19 protein-coding genes and 4 pseudogenes are annotated in these 19,429 nt (G+C 41.4%); 15 read left to right on the top strand and 8 right to left on the bottom strand.

Annotation, left to right across the window (positions count from 1 at the left end):
• Nucleotides 1–94 precede the first annotated feature (94 nt).
• Complete coding sequence (locus tag GHH_RS08610; RefSeq protein ID WP_015374846.1) at nt 95–1,753, bottom strand: IS1634 family transposase; 1,659 nt, start codon at nt 1,751–1,753, stop codon at nt 95–97.
• 99 nt (nt 1,754–1,852) lie between these two features.
• A pseudogene (locus tag GHH_RS08615) lies at nt 1,853–2,479 on the bottom strand (helix-turn-helix domain-containing protein); the annotation flags it as partial.
• A 189-nt stretch (nt 2,480–2,668) separates the two neighbouring features.
• On the opposite strand from GHH_RS08615, the gene GHH_RS08620 reads away from it, so the two are divergent.
• Nucleotides 2,669–3,163, top strand: a complete 495-nt coding sequence (locus tag GHH_RS08620; RefSeq protein WP_015374848.1) for an aminoglycoside 6-adenylyltransferase — start codon at nt 2,669–2,671, stop codon at nt 3,161–3,163.
• A gap of 129 nt (nt 3,164–3,292) precedes the next feature.
• Here GHH_RS08620 and GHH_RS08625 read toward each other — a convergent pair whose 3' ends face one another.
• Nucleotides 3,293–4,471, bottom strand: a complete 1,179-nt coding sequence (locus tag GHH_RS08625) for an IS256 family transposase (protein ID WP_371198495.1) — start codon at nt 4,469–4,471, stop codon at nt 3,293–3,295.
• Between GHH_RS08625 and GHH_RS08630 the strand changes: the two genes are divergently transcribed.
• A complete protein-coding gene (locus tag GHH_RS08630; protein ID WP_015374850.1) occupies nt 4,388–5,455 on the top strand; it encodes an IS630 family transposase in 1,068 nt (355 codons plus the stop codon). The genes GHH_RS08625 and GHH_RS08630 overlap by 84 nt on opposite strands.
• A 22-nt stretch (nt 5,456–5,477) precedes the next feature.
• On the opposite strand, the pseudogene GHH_RS08635 reads toward GHH_RS08630, so the two are convergent.
• Nucleotides 5,478–5,654 (bottom strand): annotated as a pseudogene (locus GHH_RS08635) (IS256 family transposase); the annotation flags it as partial.
• Between the two features lie 76 nt (nt 5,655–5,730).
• Here GHH_RS08635 and GHH_RS08640 point away from each other — a divergent pair.
• The 7 genes from GHH_RS08640 to GHH_RS08670 all read left to right on the top strand — a co-directional run bounded on the left by GHH_RS08640 (nt 5,731) and on the right by GHH_RS08670 (nt 12,194).
• Nucleotides 5,731–6,138 carry a hypothetical protein gene (locus GHH_RS08640; RefSeq protein WP_371198496.1) on the top strand — a complete coding sequence of 136 codons (408 nt, stop codon included), beginning with the start codon at nt 5,731–5,733 and terminating at the stop codon, nt 6,136–6,138.
• A gap of 323 nt (nt 6,139–6,461) precedes the next feature.
• The gene (locus GHH_RS08645; RefSeq protein WP_041470484.1) at nt 6,462–7,169 is read left to right on the top strand and encodes a Type 1 glutamine amidotransferase-like domain-containing protein; all 708 of its coding nucleotides are present in this window, start codon (nt 6,462–6,464) and stop codon (nt 7,167–7,169) included.
• A gap of 252 nt (nt 7,170–7,421) precedes the next feature.
• On the top strand, nt 7,422–8,294 hold the full coding sequence (locus GHH_RS08650; protein WP_041470705.1) for an aminoglycoside 6-adenylyltransferase: 873 nt from the start codon (nt 7,422–7,424) through the stop codon (nt 8,292–8,294).
• Between the two features lie 41 nt (nt 8,295–8,335).
• Nucleotides 8,336–8,788: a GNAT family N-acetyltransferase gene (locus GHH_RS08655; protein WP_015374854.1), complete on the top strand. Its 453-nt coding sequence runs from the start codon at nt 8,336–8,338 to the stop codon at nt 8,786–8,788.
• Between the two features lie 225 nt (nt 8,789–9,013).
• Entirely contained in the window at nt 9,014–9,535 is a 522-nt protein-coding gene (locus GHH_RS08660; protein ID WP_015374855.1) for a GNAT family N-acetyltransferase, read from the top strand.
• A 277-nt stretch (nt 9,536–9,812) separates the two neighbouring features.
• Nucleotides 9,813–11,471, top strand: coding sequence for an IS1634 family transposase (locus GHH_RS08665; protein ID WP_015374528.1), 1,659 nt, complete (start codon nt 9,813–9,815; stop codon nt 11,469–11,471).
• A gap of 123 nt (nt 11,472–11,594) precedes the next feature.
• Nucleotides 11,595–12,194 carry a GNAT family N-acetyltransferase gene (locus tag GHH_RS08670; RefSeq protein WP_015374856.1) on the top strand — a complete coding sequence of 200 codons (600 nt, stop codon included), beginning with the start codon at nt 11,595–11,597 and terminating at the stop codon, nt 12,192–12,194.
• A 118-nt stretch (nt 12,195–12,312) separates the two neighbouring features.
• On the opposite strand, the gene GHH_RS08675 is transcribed toward GHH_RS08670, so the two are convergent.
• On the bottom strand, nt 12,313–13,191 hold the full coding sequence (locus GHH_RS08675) for an IS982-like element ISGsp1 family transposase (protein ID WP_015374857.1): 879 nt from the start codon (nt 13,189–13,191) through the stop codon (nt 12,313–12,315).
• A gap of 115 nt (nt 13,192–13,306) precedes the next feature.
• On the opposite strand from GHH_RS08675, the pseudogene GHH_RS08680 reads away from it, so the two are divergent.
• The 3 genes and pseudogenes from GHH_RS08680 (at nt 13,307) to GHH_RS08685 (ending at nt 15,134) form a co-directional block, all read left to right on the top strand.
• A pseudogene (locus tag GHH_RS08680) lies at nt 13,307–14,039 on the top strand (MOSC domain-containing protein).
• 168 nt (nt 14,040–14,207) lie between these two features.
• Nucleotides 14,208–14,315: pseudogene (locus GHH_RS18925) on the top strand (ThiJ/PfpI family protein); the annotation flags it as partial.
• Between the two features lie 342 nt (nt 14,316–14,657).
• Nucleotides 14,658–15,134: a GNAT family N-acetyltransferase gene (locus tag GHH_RS08685; RefSeq protein WP_015374860.1), complete on the top strand. Its 477-nt coding sequence runs from the start codon at nt 14,658–14,660 to the stop codon at nt 15,132–15,134.
• A 142-nt stretch (nt 15,135–15,276) separates the two neighbouring features.
• Here the strand turns inward: GHH_RS08685 and GHH_RS08690 are convergent, their stop codons facing one another.
• Nucleotides 15,277–15,900 carry a LysE family translocator gene (locus GHH_RS08690; RefSeq protein WP_015374861.1) on the bottom strand — a complete coding sequence of 208 codons (624 nt, stop codon included), beginning with the start codon at nt 15,898–15,900 and terminating at the stop codon, nt 15,277–15,279.
• A 431-nt stretch (nt 15,901–16,331) separates the two neighbouring features.
• Here GHH_RS08690 and GHH_RS19505 point away from each other — a divergent pair, with 431 nt between their 5' ends.
• From GHH_RS19505 to GHH_RS08695, 3 genes are all read left to right on the top strand, one after another.
• Nucleotides 16,332–16,493: a hypothetical protein gene (locus GHH_RS19505; RefSeq protein ID WP_015374862.1), complete on the top strand. Its 162-nt coding sequence runs from the start codon at nt 16,332–16,334 to the stop codon at nt 16,491–16,493.
• On the top strand, nt 16,490–16,627 hold the full coding sequence (locus GHH_RS19510; RefSeq protein ID WP_015374863.1) for a hypothetical protein: 138 nt from the start codon (nt 16,490–16,492) through the stop codon (nt 16,625–16,627). The genes GHH_RS19505 and GHH_RS19510 overlap by 4 nt, the downstream gene beginning before the upstream one ends.
• Before the next feature lie 70 nt (nt 16,628–16,697).
• Nucleotides 16,698–17,105 carry a GNAT family acetyltransferase gene (locus tag GHH_RS08695; RefSeq protein WP_015374864.1) on the top strand — a complete coding sequence of 136 codons (408 nt, stop codon included), beginning with the start codon at nt 16,698–16,700 and terminating at the stop codon, nt 17,103–17,105.
• Nucleotides 17,106–17,732: 627 nt separating this feature from the next.
• Here GHH_RS08695 and GHH_RS08700 read toward each other — a convergent pair.
• Complete coding sequence (locus GHH_RS08700; protein ID WP_015374866.1) at nt 17,733–18,638, bottom strand: tyrosine-type recombinase/integrase; 906 nt, start codon at nt 18,636–18,638, stop codon at nt 17,733–17,735.
• 402 nt (nt 18,639–19,040) lie between these two features.
• Nucleotides 19,041–19,235, bottom strand: a complete 195-nt coding sequence (locus GHH_RS08705; RefSeq protein ID WP_011231223.1) for a hypothetical protein — start codon at nt 19,233–19,235, stop codon at nt 19,041–19,043.
• Nucleotides 19,236–19,429: the final 194 nt, after the last annotated feature.

Here is a 19,429-nt window from a genome sequence, read left to right on the forward strand (position 1 = left end):
GATTTTTTATTTAGTTTTTCAGAATAACTTTTTGACCAACACAACGAGCGATGGCAATCCCTTTTTTTACCATCGCTGGTCGTTCCGTATCACGTTACACGTAGATGCTCTCATCCATGCCCAATCCCTGCAGAATCCTTCGCTGATCAGGGGTAAGGGAGCGATCCAGTGAGCGTTGGATGCGCCCATCCGGCAGCTTGAACAGGACGACGTTCACATATTGAAACAGCTGAAAAATCGCCTGTCCCGTCGGCCGGGTCAGCTTGCGGCTTCCAGGACCCTTCAACGGGTGTTCTGGAGTAATAAACTGACGCACTCGGCGCTGAAAAACGCGGTAAATAGCCAAGGCCAACAGAAACAAATAGCCTAATACTGCGACCCGTTCTGGTTTTTTGACGTAAATCTCATCCGTGAAAAACGGATCTTTCAAAAAAGCGAAGTTCATTTCCACCGAGATCTGCCCTTTATACAGCTTCAAGATCTCTTGGGCATCCATTTGTTGGCCCTTCCATTCCTTCGGAACGGTCGTGACAAGGACAAACCGGGACGCTTTCCGTCTCGCCTGTTCCCACGCGTCTTGGTCGAATTCGACGTCAAGGTGCAAGAAATACAGCGTCTCCACCTCGGGTTCCGCCCCTTTTTTCGGCCGTCCGCGCCGTTTTTTCAGGCGTACGATCTCTTCGACCGCGGCCTCAACCCGATGAAACCGGGGGCGAAGGGACGCCTTGAGGGACGCCAAGGCTTGTTCGGCATCTTCCCGGCAGGAGAAGGGGTGACGCTCCCAACGGGCTTGTTCCTCGCGAAGAAGCTCCGCTTCTTTGGTTCGTTCTTTTTCAAGCGTCTTTCCTTTTCGCTGGTCGAGCGCGCTCGATTCAACAACGATCAGCCGAACGGGGTGACCTTCATACGTCGAGGCCGTTTCCCATACCCGGTACGTGGCGCCGTTTCTCTCCGCCAACGTAAAGGGATCGCTCCACGTCGTGTCCTCAGCATCCGCTTCGGCCAGCGCGGTTTTCACGATCCGGAGCGACGAAGGGCCTCTGGTGATCAAAAAGGCGTTGGCCGCTTTGGTTTGCGCCAGGATCTCTTTCGTCATCGCGGCGGAATCGGCCACGTAAATCCATTCGTCTTCGATTTTGGCCTGCTTCAGCTGTTCATGGACACGAGACAGCACCTCGGGATTCCATGTTTTATCGGGCAGGTTGCCATCGTGCACATCGCCGTAAAACGGGATGCCGTCCTCGTTGCCGACCAGTCCGAAACCGATCTGTTTTTGCCAACGATGATGGCGGTTGTAGCCATGTGTGATTTGTAAGGCCTCTAACGAGGCCGATTCATACGCGCCGTAAACGGTCTTGTCCGTCGTATCGGCGTGGAAGGCTCGGAGGGAAAGGCCTTCTTTGCGATAAATATGAATCAAGCAAGTGCTGATGACGTTGTGAATGCCAGCCTCATACAGGCGATCGAGATGACGGGCCAACGCATCGTCGTTCAACCAGGAAGGATGGAGATCGGGACGGATGAGTTTCTCACAATCGACCTCCTGAGCCCAATGTTCCAAGTGAACAAGGGCTTGCCGGCCGTCAAACACATTGTAGAGGATGGCCTGAACGGCATCGCTGACTCGCGTTTGGCACTGCGGATCGACGGGCACGAGATGGTCAATCAATTGAGGCAGACCCAGTTTCTTGAATAGGGCACTTATTATATTCAAATAAGAATTGCGATAGACCTTTTTGACTTGAACGTTCATAAGAGAAAAACTCCTTTACGTTCCTTGTGTGTCAAGGATTCATTCGACATCGGAACGAAAAAATCCTCCCGATTTTCGTCGAGAGGGTGCGAAATGTGAGGCTGGAGCCAAATCACTCACGACATACTGAACAGAACCAGACACAGGAGCCAACACACGTCCAATGGCTTCCTCGTTCTTTCCTGCTTCAACGGCATACACTTCTCCCGTTTCGGCCTCCATGACTGCCACTCCGTAATCATGTCCTTTTCGAAACGCAAACTCATCGACACAAACTGCCTTTGGTTGGATGTCATTCGATAGGAAGGAAGGGGCATGGGTATAAAACCAGCGTTCAACGGTCGTGTACGGAAGCTTGAGCATACGAGCCACCGCCTGAATGGATGTTCCGATGCAAGATTGCGCCACCCATTGCTGAAACGCATCCGTCGCTGCACTTCGAGGGGAAATTCCGGGATAAGACGTGCTGAATGTCATGCCACATGTACAACAACGTCTACGCTCCACAGGGAGTTCCACCCAAAAGATGCCGATCCGTTGAGCATACCCATGCATCCATTGCTTCTTTTTTCCTGTCATTTTGATCGTGCGTTTCAAGCAAACAGGACATAACGGGCATTGTTCGGGAAGAGAAAGTTCGAAAATCCAACGTTCTTCTTCTTTTCGCACCTTTTGAATCAAAACATCTGGTAAATCGATGAGTTCTTTGATAAACTGAGCGTACATGCGAATTTTCCTCCAATGGTTTGGTTTGGACACCTTTACCATACAGGAAAATTCGCATTTTTTGTACCCTCTATTTTCTCTATGCACACCGATCTTCAATGATCAAGTACAACTTGTGGTGAAGAGCCTATAAAATCAATATGGATTTATATTCTAAAAATATATTTTAGAGGAGTTGTTATTCAATGTGTGGGATTTGTAACTAGACACAAAGAAAGAGATTTAGAAATTCCAAAGCACCGTCAAGATTTAATGACTGCAATTGAAAAAGATTTGTTCAATGACGATGATGTATTAGCGGCTTTTTATGGTGGTTCAATCGGAAATGAAAACATGGATTTATATTCCGATATTGACCTCCGCATCGTTGTATTACCGGAAAAATTTCAAGAATTTATCTCGAACAAAAAAAATCGCCCTAAAAAATGGGGAAATGTTCTTTATTTTGAGGATTTAGGTCCGTTTGTAACTTATTCAATCGCTCACTATGATTGTTTTGTTAAAGTGGATACATTTTATTATAAACCTGAAGACATTCAGCCTTCTGTATGGTTGAAAAATATAAAAATTATAAAAGATACGGATGGAATGTTGGCGGATATTTTAGATAAATCAATGGCTTTATCCTATGAACCAACAATTGAGGAATTTGAGCGGTACCGTCAAGAATTTTGTGTAATGTAATGGGGTAGGGTTTCTCTGAAATGGATTTGAATTGATAGGGGACTGATTTTCTCCACACAGGAGACTGAATATTCAGTCTCCTGTGTGGAAAGGGAGAATCCCCCTATTTTGTTTATTTACAGTATTTGGTTAATGATAACGTTCTTCAAACATTCGTTCGAGGGCTTCATGCGCTTCGGCAAATCCTCGCAACTTTCGCCCTGCCCATTTCTCATTAAAATCTTGAATGGTCAAATACACGATTTTTTCAGCGGCTTCTAAACTATTCAAACTGTTCATCGGTTTTAGGCGTTTCCGAATCTCCTTGATCGTTCGTTCGATGGCATTGGTCGTGTAAATCACACTTCGAATACTGCTTGGATAATCCATAAATGTAAGGAGGACATCCAACTCATTGGCCCACGATTGAACTTCTCTTGGATATTTGCTGGACCATTTCGACTCAAACTGTTGAAACATTTGTAACGCCATCTCCTTATTCGGCGCGCGATAAATCAGCTTGAGATCCTCGGCCACTTCGAATTGGTCTTTTTTCCGAACACGATGGAGCGTGTTGCGGACTTTGTGAACGACACAACGTTGCACATCGGCTTTCGGATAAACCGCCTTAAAGGCTTCCTCCAACCCCGGTAGTCCATCGAATACGCCCAGAAGCACTTCCTTTACGCCCCTGTTGTATAGTTGTTGAAGAATCTCCTGCCATACATAGGCGCTTTCCTGTCCCCCCACAAAGAAATCAAGAATTTCGCGATATCCTTCTTCATTCACCCCTAACACCACATAAATGGCTTCTTTCTCCACGGTGTCGCGACGAAGTTTTACGTATAAACCATCCAAATATAAGACGGAATAACGCTTGTGCAGTGGACGAGTGTGCCATTTCTCGATGTCTTCCTTCACTACATCGGTAATACGACTGATCGTTGCAGGAGAATAAGCATTGCCTAAAATTCGTTCAATAAACTTGCCAATTTCACGTGTGCTCATGCCACTTTGATACATCCTGATGATGGCTTCCTCAAGCCAGCCCGTGTGGCGTTGGTAAGGGGCAAACAGCTGCGTTTGAAATTCTCCGTTTCGGTCTCTAGGGACCAAAAGACCTTCAATCCGACCGTATTGCGTATCTATATACATGCTCATTGAAAAGTTAACCTTCGCATAAGCGGTGCCCACTCTGGTTATACTGCTCCTAATGAAAAACATGGAAAAGGAGCGGAATTCTGCATGAAACGCCTCAAAATCACCGACAACCATGGATGGACGCCCCGGAAACTCCGCAAGCAGGAACGGAAGATCAAAAACGCTCATCTCCGCCAACGTGTGATGGCCGTCCGCCTGGTCATGGAAGGCTATTTGGGCAAAGAGGCGGCTTCCATGGTCAACGTGTGCCGACAAACCGTTTCCCATTATGTGTCGCTGTTCAACGAAGGCGGCCTTGAACTCCTGCTTCATCGGGATTTCGCCCCCGGGCGGGAGCCGTTTCTCACGGAAGAACAGCAAGAAAAGATCAAACAGCTTGTATTGACCACCACTCCCGCGGAACTGGGCTGGGACGTCGCTTCGGCGTGGAACACCAAACTCCTGCAATCCTATGTCGCAAAGCAATTCGGTGTTTCCATTTCCCGCGAAGCGTTGCGAAAACTCCTGCACCGCAAAGGGCTGTCGTGGACACGACCGACGTACACACTGGCGAAAGGAAATCCGGATGAGCAAAAGCAATTTGAAAAACAAATGGATCTGATAAAAAAAAACTTGATCACCAAGGAGACAGAAGATGCTGTTCTTCTGTACATCGATGAAACCCATATCCGCTCTTACCATGTCTTGCGGTCCACATGGTCGGAAGTCGGCCGCCAAAAACAAGTGCCGACGTTTGGCCATCATGCCCACGTATCGCTGTTTGGCGCGGTCAACGTCCATGATGGTGAAACGGTGCTTCATCAAACGACTGCCGCCAATGCTGCGACGTTCTTGGATTTCTTGAGAATGCTCAAAGAGCGCTATCCAGACCGTCTCATGGTCTTGGTGTTGGATAACGCCCGCATTCACCATGCCAAGATGGTCAAGGAGTTTTTGCGGGAAGAAGGGCAGTGTTTTCACTTTATTTACCTTCCTCCCTATTCGCCACAGCTGAACCCGATTGAACGCTTATGGAAATGGTTGAAAGATATGGTGATTGCCAATGTCTTTCACAAGGATCGCAACGATATCATTCAAGCCATTACTCGGTTTGTCCACTACATCCACGAACGTCCGGAGGAAGTGCTGCAACGCTTAGGGTGTGCAGGATGAGAAGTTAACTCTTTATGTTGCATGTATATAGATTTCGCTGATAGTAGCCGTTTCTCATATTCGACGTTCCAGCCTGTTCAATTTCGAGGAAATTTTTAATTTCTTCCCGCATGATCAGTTCTAATTTTTCCTTTACAAACTGACGAATAACACTTTCCAGTTGATTTGCCCAGTCTACATTCGGTATACTTTTAGACATAGGTAGGGTTCTCCTTTCTCTAAGATTTTTGGTCCAATCAGAGAATACCCTACCTTTTTTCTTTTGGTCTAGCAAAATGCTTTACACAAAATTTTATACATCATCATTTGAGCTTTGGCGAACAAAATTTTTTGCGTATTTTCATGAAGCTTATCGCAGAGTAATGAGAAAAGAGTATTATTATGCTTTGAAATGTATTGACAGCTTACGTTTATCAATGGCAACAGCTTGGTATATGGAAGCAGGAATTCAACCAAATACGTTTGGCGATTGGGCAAAATACGAAGGTGAAAGAAGCAAACTACAAGCTTGGCAACTATCCCTCCTTGAAAGTTGGGAATGTGGCAGAAATCCCCTTGAAATTATGAATGTGATGAAAAGTATAGTTCCAGAATTTAAAAGAGTCCATAAAAATCTTTGTAATAAGCTCGGAATCGAAGAAAATCTTGAATGGATAAATGGAATTATTGATATGGCTATTTAAACAAAACACCCGCAAAATGCGCGGGTGTTTTGTTTACAACCATTTTTTAACTATCCCGAAAATTAGCATTTTCATCATTTGTTGGTGACGCAATGCGGCATGGAAGTCTATCCTGAAAGTGAATATTTTCAACCTTGCTGATGGTGTCGCAATTATGCGGTACAGTTGTCTTCCGTGGAAGAATAGAATTTCTTGCATCATCTGTGGTGCTGTGAAATGCGACATGGGTGGCTAATGGGGAAGGTTAGTTGAAAAAGGATTTGATTTTAATTTGTAGAAATTATCGATGTGGAAAAAGTTCTTTTTAGAAAGGAAGTAATAAGATGCGACAAATCATTGCTCTAGGCGGTGGAGGGTTCTCAATGGAACCGGATAACCCGTTATTAGATCTTTACATATTGAAACAAGCCAAGAAAACTACTCCAAAGATTTGTTTTATCCCCACTGCTAGCGGAGATTCAGATCATTATATATCAAGGTATTATAACTTCTTTAATAAACAAAATTGCAAACCTTCTCATTTATCTTTATTTAAACCGCCAACAAGGGATTTAGAAGGATTTATACTGGAGAAGGATATTATATATGTTGGTGGGGGAAATACAAGAAACTTATTAGTTTTATGGAAAGAGTGGGGGTTAGATAATATTTTGAGAAAAGCTTGGAACCAAGGGATTGTTTTAGCTGGCATTAGTGCTGGTTCTATATGTTGGTTCGAGGAAGGCGTCACAGATTCATTTGGAGAGGGATTAGAACCAATTAAATGCTTAGGCTTTCTAAAGGGCAGTAATTGTCCGCATTATGATGGAGAGTCAGATAGAAGACCTTCGTATCATAAACTAATTTATTCTGGAGACATACAAGCTGGTATTGCAGCGGATGACGGAGTTGCCATCCATTATATCGAACAAAACATAAGTAATATAGTTAGTTCTAGACCAAAGGCAAAGGCTTATAAAGTTTATTTGGATAACAAGGTGATGAAGGTGATAGAAGAAGAGCTTCAGACGAATTTTTTAGGTTCCTGTTAAGCCGATATGGAAGAACGAATTAACTTCAACATCTGTAGTGAAACTCGCTTTATGGGAACGGGACAGTTTATTCCAATAAAGAAACAACTTTCATCGTAAAATATCCCACGGTAATATTAACCAAAAATTATAAGTGAGGAGAAGTTGGTCATCAAAGCCTTACAAAGAGTTCTCAACATCGAACAACCGACGGGGAGAGTCATTCACCACTCGTATTGAGGATAAAAGTAGGAAAGGGTGACATATGTGAAAATGAGAACAGAACAAGAAATGTTGGATTTAATCATTACATTTGCTAAGCAAGATCATCGTATACGTGGAGTGCTAATGAACGGTTCTCGTGTAAATCCAAACATAAAAAAAGATATATTTCAAGACTATGATATTGTATATTTAGTTACAAGTGTTGAACCATTTAAAGATGAAAACTATATTTTGTCTCACTTTGGGGAAGTAATGCTTATGGAAAAACCCGAAGATAAAATTTTTCCACCTCCCATTGGCGATGGTCGGTATACATATTTAATGCAATTTATGGATGGAAACCGAATTGATATGCAATTTATTCACATAAGTAAAGTGGATGAACTAATTAAGGATAGTTTGACAAAGGTTTTATTAGACAAAGACCACAATATTCCAGATATCCCACCTCCAAGTGAACAAAGTTATCTTATAAAAAAACCAACGGAAAAATTATATAACGATTGTTGTAATAGTTTTATATGGGGATTAGGATCTCATATTCCAAAAACCATTTGGAGACAAGAATTACCATTGTTAATGCGTTTAATAGATATTGTTTTACGTGAGCCATTAATTCAAATGCTTGAATGGCATATAGGGATTAAAACAGATTATAAATACTCGATTGGCAAAGGAGGAAGACATTTGAAAAAGTTCTTGGAACCTGAAATTTGGAATGAATTTGAGAAGACGTATACAGATGCTAATTATGATAATATTTGGAATTCGTTATTCATATTTCATGACTTATTCAAAAAAACGGCTGAACATGTCGGACAAGTATATGGTTTTCACTTTCCTGAAGAAGAATGTAAAAGAGCACTAGAGTTTCTAAAACACGTAAAAGAATTGCCACAGGATGCAAAATCAATTTTTTAAGATTAAATTCCTTTATACATAAAGTACAATGGGGGAAAGGGATGGAGGATTTAGCGATAAGAACAGCTAATCAAGAAGATATTCCGCAACTTTTAAATTTAATGTATCAATACATTGTGGATTTTTATAAAAGACCTAAACCAACGGAAAAGTCACTTAAAGGATTGATACAGTTTCTACTGAATAACCCCGCCAGTGGAATACAATTTGTTGCAGAACAAGATGGGAAATTATTAGGTTTTGCAACCTTGTATTTCTCCTTTAGCACTCTTCAGGTGAAAAAAATGGCTATTTTAAATGACTTGTTTGTGATACCAGAAGCAAGAGGGCAAAAACTAGGCGAGAAACTGTTTCAAACATGCTTGTCTTATATAAGAGAGAATGATTTTGCCTACATGACATGGGAAACTGCAAAGGATAATTTCATTGCTCAATCTCTTTACAACAAAATGGGTGGTCAATTGTCTGAATGGTTAGTTTATGAAATCAGTTAGTGTATCCAGTAGTTTTTTGTTAAGCTATCCTTTTTCATTTGATGGTATCGCAATTATGCGGCATGGTTGTCTCCCATGGAAGAACGAGTTCCCCTCCATCATCTGTGCTGAATCCTGCTTCATGGTTGGCTAAGGGGGCAGAAAAGATTGAAGGAGCAAGGAATTCAATCTTAAATCAAATAATATTAAACGTGATATTAAACAAAAGAGGAAGGGTATGGGGGAATGGTTGTTCTTGAAACACAAAGGTTGATATTAAGACAGTATAAAGATGAAGATATTACTTCTCTACATTATATTTTTTCTGACCCAGAAACCATGAAGTTTTATCCGGCTCCCTTTAGTTTTGAGCAAACTCAAGACTGGATTAAACGAAATCAAGATAGATATCGGAATGATGGTTATGGATTATGGGCGGTTTGTTTGAAAGAAACGAATGAATTGATCGGTGATTGTGGTCTGGTTAAACAAAAAATAAATGGCAGTATAGAAGTAGAGATTGGATACCACATGAATAAAAAATATTGGTCCAAGGGGTTTGCAACAGAAGCGGCTAAAGCGTGCAAGGAATATGCGTTTGATAAATTGGGTTTAAATAAGCTGATCAGTATTATTGATCCAAGAAATGTTCCATCCATTCGTGTGGCAGAGAAGATTGGTTTCACTAAGGAAAAAGAAGTATTTATTTTCGGTAAGAACCATTATATTTACTCGGGGGTTAAAGAAGGTAACGAAGGGTTATATTGAACGAATGGTGCGATAGTTAAATAAAAAAATATGTACAAAAAAGCTGCCTTATCATCATAAGGTGGCTTTTCATTTGGTCGAAAACCAACCATTAACGATAATAGAGCCTTTTAGAAAAGGAATAATAGCACGGGTTGTTGAATTCTGTAAGATAGGGGGTGGATATATGTTACAAAACTCACATTTCGCACCCTCCCAACGAAAATCGGGAGGATTTTTTGTGTCCATCGTCGAATGAATCCTTGACACACAAGGAAAGTGAAGGAGTTTTTCTCTCATGAACGTTCAAGTCAAAAAGGTCTATCGTAATGATTATTTGAATATAATAAGTGCCCTATTCAAGAAACTGGGCCTGCCCCAATTGATTGACCATCTCGTTCCCGTTGATCCACAGTGCCAGACTCGAGTCAGCGATGCCGTTCAGGCCATCATCTACAATCTGTTTGACGGCCGGCAAGCCCTCGTTCACGTGGAACGATGGGCTCAGGAGATCGATCTAGAGAAACTCATCCGTCCCGGTCTCCATCCTTCCTGGTTGAACGACGATGCCTTGGCTCGTCATCTCGACCGCTTGTATGAGGCCGACATTCACAAGGTGATCAGCACTTGCTTGATTCACATTTATCGCAAAGAAGGCCTTTCCCTCCGAGCCTTTCACGCCGATACGACGGACAAGACGGTTTACGGCGCGTATGAATCGGCCTCATTAGAGGCTTTGCAGATCACACATGGCTATAACCGCCATCATCGTTGGCAAAAACAGATCGGCTTCGGACTGGTCGGCAACGAGGACGGCATCCCGTTTTACGGCGATGTGCACGACGGCAACCTGCCCGATAAAACATGGAATCCCGAGGTGCTGTCTCGTGTCCATGAACAGCTGAAGCAGGCCAAAATCGAAGACGAATGGATTTACGTGGCCGATTCCGCCGCGATGACGAAAGAGACCCTGGCGCAAACCAAAGCGGCCAACGCCTTTTTGATCACCAGAGGCCCTTCGTCGCTCCGGATCGTGAAAACCGCGCTGGCCGAAGCGGATGCTGAGGACACGACGTGGAGCGATCCCTTTACGTTGGCGGAGAGAAACGGCGCCACGTACCGGGTATGGGAAACATCCTCCACCTATGAAGGCCACCCCGTTCGGCTGATCGTTGTTGAATCGAGCGCGCTCGACCAGCGAAAAGGAAAGACGCTTGAAAAAGAACGAACCAAAGAAGCGGAGCTTCTTCGCGAGGAACAAGCCCATTGGGAGCGCCACCCTTTCTCGTGCCGGGAAGACGCTGAACAAGCCTTGGCGTCCCTCAAGACGTCCCTTCGCCCACGGTTTCATCGGGTTGAGGCCGCGGTCGAAGAGATCGTACGCCCGAAAAAACGGCGCGGACGGCCGAAAAAAGGGGCGGAACCCGAGATGGAGACGCGGTATCTCTTGCGCCTTGACGTCGAATTCGACCAAAACGCGTGGGAACAGGCAAGACGGAAAGCGTCCCGGTTTGTCCTCGTCACGACCGTTCCGGAGGAATGGAAGGGCCAACAAATGGATGCCCAAGAGATCTTGAAGCTGTATAAAGGGCAGATCTCGGTGGAAATGAACTTCGCTTTTTTGAAAGACCCTTTTTTCACGGATGAGATCTATGTCAAAAAGCCAGAACGAGTTGCGGTATTGGGCTATTTGTTTCTCTTGGCCTTGGCCATTTACCGCGTCTTTCAGCGCCGGGTGCGCCAGTTCATCACACCCGAACACCCATTAAAGGGCGCCGGAGGCCGCAAGCTGACCCGACCGACGGGGCAGGCGATTTTCCAGCTGTTTCAATATGTGAACGTCGTCCTCCTGGAGCTGCCGGATGGACGCATCCAACGCTCACTGGATCGCTCCCTCACCCCTGAACAACGAAGGATTCTGCAGGGGTTGGGGCTGGATGAGAGCATTTACGTGTAACGTCATACGGAACGACCAGCGATGGTAAAAAAAGGATAGCCATCGCTCGTCGTGTTGGTCAAAAAGTTATTCTGAAAAACTAAATAAAAAATCCTTTGTTTTGACCTTGTTAGGGTGCGAAATGTGAGACAAAAGTTGTTGCTGACAGGAAAAAGAATATCTCTGCGGACACCAACGCAGGATGATTTGCCAATTCTATATAACCTGATATATGGTGTGGAGAATCCAGAATGGAAAAAATACGATGCTCCTTATTATCCGCTTGAATTTTGCACCTTTGAAAAGTTTTCTAAGAGAATGGAAGAAAAAATGAATTTTAGGGATGTACCAAGTCAAATGATTATAGAATATCAAGGTCAAATTATAGGTATGGTTAGCTATTATTGGGAGGATAAGCGTACACGATGGCTTGAAATTGGGATCGTCATATATTCTCCTGAACATTGGAATGGTGGATTTGGAACGGAAGCATTATCTTTATGGATTGACTATCTCTTTGAAAATCTAACCATCGAGAGAGTAGGGCTTACAACTTGGTCTGGAAATCCACGAATGATCAGATGTGCGGAAAAATTAGGAATGCGATTAGAAGGGAGAATGAGAAAATGCCGCTACTATAATGGCGAATACTATGATTCGATTCGGATGGGTATTCTTCGTGAGGAATGGAATGAGTTTAAAAAGAATAATCCTTTATTCAACTCTCATGGAAGAACAAGTTAACTTCTATCATCTGTGGTGTCACGGAAGTGATGAATGAGTAGATTTTTGTATAATTTTGGTAGACAAAAATTAATTTAAAATTTAAGGAGAGAATGAAACCCGTGGTGCTAGTTGAGTGTCAGCGCTCAACCAGCCCTAGTGTGACCAAGGAATAAGCCAACAAGATGCCATCGAGTGCCACTTCAAACCCGGCCATGGAATTCGCTCGAATGTCGGTGATCCGGTATTGGTCTACGAGAATCGAAAACACCGTCTCGATGACTTTGCGTTTTTTTTGGATCCATTCTTCCCATGCCTTGGATGGGCCGTGCTTTTGATTGTGTCGAGACGGTGTCCAGAACGCGGCTTGGTGTTCTTCGTACAGCTTTTCTCGAAGAGCGTGGCTGATGTACCCTTTGTCCCCAAAGTTGTAGGGATGAGGGATTTGAGTCATCACCGTTTCAGCGGCTTTGACGTCGTGGCAGGACGCTTCCGTCACGACATAGCCCATGGCCAGCCCTTGATTGGTCACTTGAAGATGCAGCTTGAAACCGTAGTACCATTGCTTTTTGGAAGCACAATACCCCATATCCGCGATCCCTCGAAACCGCTTGACGCGCTGCATTCTTGCGGGATGGCACAACGGAAGAGGCAAGCTGTCGACGACCGCATAAGCATGGTGTTGGCCGCGTTTCGCCAGCTCATGACGGATCCATTTGATGGCGAAACCAAGCGCCCGGCAGCGGCGGTTGTATCGGGAGCGTTCAAGAAACGAGCCGTTTGTGAACAAATTTCCCGTGACAAAACGATGCCAGGCTCGTTCGGAAGAAAAGCCCAGCAGCTTCCCCAAAAGGTGAACCGCCATGACCACTTCGTCTTCTTGCTTGACCAAGTGACGGTTGCGGCGATGAAGATACATTTGAATCAACGACAGTTGGGCAGAAACAAAACAGAAAATAGCGGCATATTGTTTTTGAAGTTTGGCTGGATCTGTAGTAAAATGAAAGTGCTCTTGCATGGGGGATCTCTCCTTTCGAATGTTGGGTGACACTTTCATTCTACTGGAGATCCGCCAGCAAGGGCTATTTTTATGCTTGATCAAGTTTATCTAGCACCACGGGTGAGAGAATGAAATGTTAATCGGCCATATCAAGGAAATTGTCCGTTACCCTGTGAAATCTTTCCGTGGAGAGAGTGTACAAAAAACTAAAGTAATGGAATATGGTTTGTATGGCGACCGTAGTCATGCTTTTTTATTTTTTAGATGAAACAAGATCAGGGAAGTTTTTAACAATAACACAATTCCCAGAAATGGTTCGATATAAAGCAAGATTTGTTGGGGAAGAGTTAATGGAAGAATACCCCAGAGTCGAAATAACGACACCTGAAGGTAAGGTTGTTGATTGGGGGGATGAAGACCTAATTAGAGAAATAGAAAACAAATCGAAACGGAAAGTTTCTCTTGTAAAATATACTCCCTCTTATGTACCTTTAGGGGCAATTGAAGAAGAACACATTCAATTGGTAACGGATGCTTCTTTGCTTAAATTAAAAGAAATATGGGGAAAAGAGGTCAATTATCAACGTTTTCGCCCTAATTTGCTTATATCATTAAAAGAGAAAGTCCCATTTATTGAAGAAACGTGGTTTGGCAGAAGGATTAAAATAGGACGAGAAGTGGAGATTCAATTAAAAAGACATTGTGAACGGTGCATGATTATTACTGTTAATCCTGATAATGCAGAACAAGATTCGTCTTTGCTTAAAACTCTTGTACAACAAAGAAATAATCATTTTGGCGTTTATGCTTCTGTTATAAAAACAGGTGAAATTCATGTAGGCGATGAAGTCTTTCTTCTTGAATGATATTTTGCTAAATCATCATCAAACCAAATGTCAACTCTACTAAGCTCCCGTGGAAGGATAGAACTTCTTGCATAATCTGTGGGGAAGCTCGCTTTATGGCTGGATAACAGGACAGATTGAAGAAGAGTATATTAAGTAAAAGGGCTAAGATTTTGGGGAGGATATTTAATGGAAATTGCAATTGTAGCTTTTGATGATTTTACCGATATTGATGTGTTTTTGCCTTGGGATTTATTAAATCGTGTTAAAGAACCTGAATGGACCGTCAAAATTGTAAAGTTCAAGGATTTTATGAAAAATTGGGTTTTAAAACGGATGAATTAATATTCATGGAAAAGTGGATTTAGTCATCTTTTGTGAAAGTATGTTTATTCCGCTAATGGGGTTCTGTAGTTGAATAGTGGCAATGACTTTAAAAGTTTGAGGAAAAATTCTACAAGCTTTTTTGCAAGATGAGAAAATATAAAAAATGTTCTTGTTCAACTTCCATGAAAGAAAGAATTAACTTCCATCATCTGTGGAGAAGCCTGCTTCATGGTTGGCTAACGAGTTAGTTGAAGAATAGCACTAAATTTGCTTTTATGATAGTCATACTTTTACAAATGAAGGGGGATTAAGATGGAAATTCGTTCAGTGAAAGGGTCAGATTACTATGTCATCTCTCCACTAATCAATGAGTGGTGGGGCGGAAGACAAATGTCTGATAAATTGCCAAAATTATTCTTCGACCATTTTCAAAATACAAGTTTCATTGCCGAAAAAGATGGAAAAATCGTTGGATTTTTGATAGGTTTTCTATCCCAAGCGTATCCAGAAGAAGCATATATACACTTTGTTGGAGTTCATCCGGATTATAGGAAACACGGTATTGGAAAACGACTGTACAATGAATTTTTTAATATTGTTAAAAAGAATGGTCGGAATATTGTCCGTTGTGTAACTTCACCAGTGAACAAAGTTTCCATTGCATTTCATACGAAAATGGGATTTGAAATCGAAAAAAACGGAGATAAAAAAGTAGACGGAGTTTCTGTACATACTGATTATGATGGACCAAATCAAGATAGAGTTTTATTTGTGAAGAGGTTAATTTAATGATGAGCTTGTTCAACTAACGGTTGGCGCCTGTTGAACAGGACATACAAAAAAGACCGATCAATTTCGGTCTTTTTCTGTGGCCTAAAATCAACATTAAAATTAACAGAGACATTTATTAAAAGATAACACTCTAACGATTTCACTTTTCACTAAACGCAATCTGTATACCAATCAGCCCTAATAACAAACCTTTTACAATGTTCATTCGCTTCGCTATGAACGAATTGGTAAGCAGGACATGGCGCAGTTTCTCTGAAAACACGCTGACAGCGATAAAAATCACTAAAGCCTGAACCAGAAAAATAATCCCCAAAATAAACATCTGCAACGTAATGTGTCCCATCGATTTATTTACAAATTGAGGCAACAATGCTAAAAAGAACAATGATACTTTTGGATTAAGCAGATTCATGAGAATTCCTTTTTTATACAATGATGGATACTTTAAAGGCTTGTTATGGTTAATCGTAAAGCCTGTTTCTTTTTCCTTAAATGATTGCCATGCTAAATACAGCAAATAGGCCGCACCCGTATATTTTATGACGGTAAAAGCCAGAGCGGATTGATAAATGATTGTGGAAATCCCAAGCGTTGCAGCCGTGATATGTACAATAAGACCTGAACAAAGTCCCAGCGCTGTTGCGATTCCCGCTTTTTTGTCCTGTGAAATACTTTGAGTAATCACAAACAGAATATCTGGCCCGGGCATTAACGTCAGCAATATCGCCACTCCTAAAAAGGACATGGTTAGTGCGAAATCCATTTACAACACCTCTCTTGGATTTGAATGGACACCATTATTTGCTTCCTTTTCCTTCATTTGTCTTACTGATTGATTTCGAGGGGAACCGGCTTCGTTCCTTCTTAATGGGTGATAAAAATGTAAATTAGTGTTATCGGTATTTTCGGCAAAGAAAAAAATGGTTCTTACGTTCTTTTTTTGGTGAAAAGGCGAGATAATTGAGAGTGATGAACCAAAAAATTCTGACTAGTTAACATAGTAAACAAACTATCTCTGTTCATATTCAGATAGCCTGTTTAATATTTTTCTAATATTTTTTCAACCAGTTTACTTAGCAAAGATTGAATGGAGGCTTTTTCTGTTTTTTGGAATTTGTTGAAGGTTTTTAGATGTAAATGTCGAATTTTGGTTAATGGATGTCTGATTTACCTTGTTTTAAGGAAGGTGTAAATATGAGTTTGAGGAATTTCCATACACCTTTAACTGAAGCAGAAGTAGATGAGATTTATCAGTTATTGACACCGAAACAGCGCAAATATATGGATGATTTTACAAAACGAAGCAAAAAAAGCAAGTGGTTAGAAGTTTTAGCATTAAAAAAGGAGTCATCGTGACTGAAGATATGGATACCGAACAACTGGTAGAAGCAGTGGACGATTGGATTTTAGTTGAAATATTAGTGGAGGGCGCGGAAATCGGCCGTTTCGCTGCGAATGCGGCATGCCTCTTCGATATCAGTACATTGTAACTCATAAAAAGCTTATATACCTATTTTGTATTATTTTGTACATTTATCTAAAAAGGGGGATGAATGTTTTATGAAATATCGTGACTTTACATTGAATGATTTTGATTCAGTAATTGATTTATGGAAAAGAGCAGGTTTAATTTTATCGCGTTCTGATACGATAGAAGGATTTGAAAAAAAATTAAAAAGAGATCCTGAATTGTTTTTTGTGGTAGAGGAAGATGGACGAATTATAGGTGCAGTAATGGGTTGTTACGATGGTAGAAGAGGATGGATAAATCATTTAGCTGTTGACCCAGAATATCAAGGACGAAATATAGGCAAGGAAATCATGATGGAACTTGAAAAACGGTTTAAGAAACTTGGGTGTGAGAAAGTAAATCTATTGATTGAGAAGGATAATTGTAAAGTTCAAGGATTTTATGAAAAGTTGGGTTTTAAAACGGATGAATTAATATTCATGGAAAAGTGGATTTAGTCATCTTTTGTGAAAGTATGTTTATTCCGCTAATGGGGTTCTGTAGTTGAATAGTGGCAATGACTTTAAAAGTTTGAGGAAAAATTCCACAAGCTTTTTTGCAAGATAAGAAAATATAAAAAATGTTCTTGTTCAACTTCGATGGAAGAACGAATTAACTTCCATCATCTGTGGTGAAGCTCGCTTCTTGGTTCGCTAACGGGTAGTATAACGCAAGATTAATATTTTTATGTGTGCTAAATTTATAATATCACTCTAAACTTAGAAGAAATTTATGATGAAATTCCTAATGTATTTAGGAATCAATTGAAAAACAAAAATTACATCAATCTGTTTAAAGAACATCTCGTAAAGTATGCATTTACAGCATTACAGCAAAAAATACTTAGGGAATCAGGGAATAATTATTCTGATTATTTCACATTTAAAGCACCAGAACTTTATAATCAGATTGTGATGGCGCAGCAGGGGTATTTTGCACATGCTCCAATGCCTTATCAGCAAACTCATGGAATGAACCCAATGCCATACGATCTCACGCATTCAGTGCCTTTGTATCCGCCAACTCATATTCACATGGGGAAATAACTACCCGGCTAGGGTAGTTATTTCCGTACTAAGCAGGTTTCAAAATATGTTAAATGTTTCAATCGCTTTTTTCTTTTGCTCAAAGTCAACATGCGTATATACTTGCGTCGTGACTAAACTTTCATGACCGAGTAGTTCTTGTACGGTACGCAAATCAACATTTTCTTTATTTTCTTGTATCAACAAGGTAGCAAACGTATGCCGCAAATGATGGAGTGAGAACCGTTGAGGTGGCAGACCAGCTTTTTGTAAGATTTCTTTAAATATCTTATGTAAACCACGCGGATTCAGTTTTTTGCCGTTTTTATTTAAAAATACCGGTTGGGAAGGATGGAGCTGATATTCCTCTAAACTTTCCATATAGCTTTTTATTAAAGGGACAACCATAGGATGAAGGGGGAGTAAGCGCTCTTTTTTTCCTTTCCCATAAATACGTATCGTGTTGTTAGATAAATCAATTTGTTCCCAAGTTAGTTCAACAATTTCAGATCTTCGCATACCCGTAGTGGCTAACAGTTTAAACAGAAGATGGTTTCGCATCGCCATTCGGCTATTGTCTTGCTCTAAAAAATGAAACAGTTTTCGTAGTTCAGACAAAGACATATAAGTCGGTAATTTGCTATCCGTTTTAGGAGTATCAATTCCGATCATAAAATCGCTGTCGATTAGATTTTCTTTGACACAGTATTTACTGAACGATTTTAAGCAAGAAATTCTCCGATAGATCGTTCTAGGCTTGACATTTTCTTTTGTAATCTGATGCTGGATGAAGCGACGAACATGTGTTTTTGTAATGTCATTAAGTTGTACAGAATAACCATGTTGAACTAAGAAGTTTTCGAAACATCTCAAATCATACGCATAACCATCAACGGTGTTAAGTGAATAGTTTTTTTCAATTTGCAAGTACAAAAGAAATTCATCAATGGCTTGTCGAAACAACATAAAAAACACCTCCAGTTGATAATCAACGATCGATGATAATCGGTAAAAAAATAATGATAATTCGTTTAAAAAATGATAATTCGTAGACACAAAAAATTATGAGGAACTTAGGTTAACAAGTTCCGGATAATTGATTTTATGGGCACTTGAGGGAAGAAACCCTCAATTCAGGCGGAAATTATCTAGTCGACATAATATAAATTATAAGAAGTTATGAAAGAGTCTGTTTCGATAACAAGTAATCTCATAATAGTGAGACAAAACAAAAAAACGCCCATCGACACGCCACCTAAAATAAAATAAAAACGCGCAGCCTCTTGATTCTCATTCAAGAAGCTGCACGTTACCCACTGCGCGTCGGCAGCTGCAGGGACCGCATGATCTCATCCTTTCTCCTTTCGTTTAGGCAATATCCGTTTGACGATAGCGGACGCCTTTATACCGAACGCGAACTGGCACGCCTTTTTCTTGCTTATGCTTCACCAGAAGCCGTTGGGCTTTTGAAAAGGCTTCCATCATCCCAGATGCCGGAATGGCCTCTTCCCACACAATCGTTTTCCCTTGGACTGTGTAGAAGGAAAAGACATACTGTTTCACCGTCTTCACCTCCCTATTATTATTATAATCAAAGACTGTTTTTCCTAAACACAAAAACTGTTACAATTATGTTAACATTTTCTCTTCGGCGTTTCCGCAACAAATAAAGGTGTCCCAATCCTTCCTAAAAGAGATCGGAACACCTTTTTTCTTTTTGCGCATCTTTGTCCGAATGGTCAGCCGCCAGCCACCGA

This window comes from Geobacillus sp. GHH01 (assembly GCF_000336445.1).
Classification (GTDB): domain Bacteria; phylum Bacillota; class Bacilli; order Bacillales; family Anoxybacillaceae; genus Geobacillus; species Geobacillus zalihae.

Excerpts from the sequence above, each read along its gene's own strand:
- GHH_RS08655 (WP_015374854.1), top strand. The coding sequence starts at position 8,336 with ATGGAGGATTTAGCGATAAGAACAGCTAATCAAGAAGATATTCCGCAA.
- GHH_RS08690 (WP_015374861.1), bottom strand. The coding sequence starts at position 15,900 with ATGGATTTCGCACTAACCATGTCCTTTTTAGGAGTGGCGATATTGCTG.
- GHH_RS08645 (WP_041470484.1), top strand. The coding sequence starts at position 6,462 with ATGCGACAAATCATTGCTCTAGGCGGTGGAGGGTTCTCAATGGAACCG.
- GHH_RS08625 (WP_371198495.1), bottom strand. The coding sequence starts at position 4,471 with ATGAGCGTTTTTGATCTTCCGTTCCTGCTTGCGGAGTTTCCGGGGCGT.
- GHH_RS19505 (WP_015374862.1), top strand. The coding sequence starts at position 16,332 with ATGAGTTTGAGGAATTTCCATACACCTTTAACTGAAGCAGAAGTAGAT.
- GHH_RS08675 (WP_015374857.1), bottom strand. The coding sequence starts at position 13,191 with ATGCAAGAGCACTTTCATTTTACTACAGATCCAGCCAAACTTCAAAAA.
- GHH_RS08610 (WP_015374846.1), bottom strand. The coding sequence starts at position 1,753 with ATGAACGTTCAAGTCAAAAAGGTCTATCGCAATTCTTATTTGAATATA.
- GHH_RS08700 (WP_015374866.1), bottom strand. The coding sequence starts at position 18,638 with ATGTTGTTTCGACAAGCCATTGATGAATTTCTTTTGTACTTGCAAATT.
- GHH_RS08665 (WP_015374528.1), top strand. The coding sequence starts at position 9,813 with ATGAACGTTCAAGTCAAAAAGGTCTATCGTAATGATTATTTGAATATA.
- GHH_RS08650 (WP_041470705.1), top strand. The coding sequence starts at position 7,422 with ATGAGAACAGAACAAGAAATGTTGGATTTAATCATTACATTTGCTAAG.
- GHH_RS08660 (WP_015374855.1), top strand. The coding sequence starts at position 9,014 with ATGGTTGTTCTTGAAACACAAAGGTTGATATTAAGACAGTATAAAGAT.
- GHH_RS08640 (WP_371198496.1), top strand. The coding sequence starts at position 5,731 with ATGCTTTACACAAAATTTTATACATCATCATTTGAGCTTTGGCGAACA.
- GHH_RS08630 (WP_015374850.1), top strand. The coding sequence starts at position 4,388 with ATGAAACGCCTCAAAATCACCGACAACCATGGATGGACGCCCCGGAAA.
- GHH_RS08695 (WP_015374864.1), top strand. The coding sequence starts at position 16,698 with ATGAAATATCGTGACTTTACATTGAATGATTTTGATTCAGTAATTGAT.
- GHH_RS08685 (WP_015374860.1), top strand. The coding sequence starts at position 14,658 with ATGGAAATTCGTTCAGTGAAAGGGTCAGATTACTATGTCATCTCTCCA.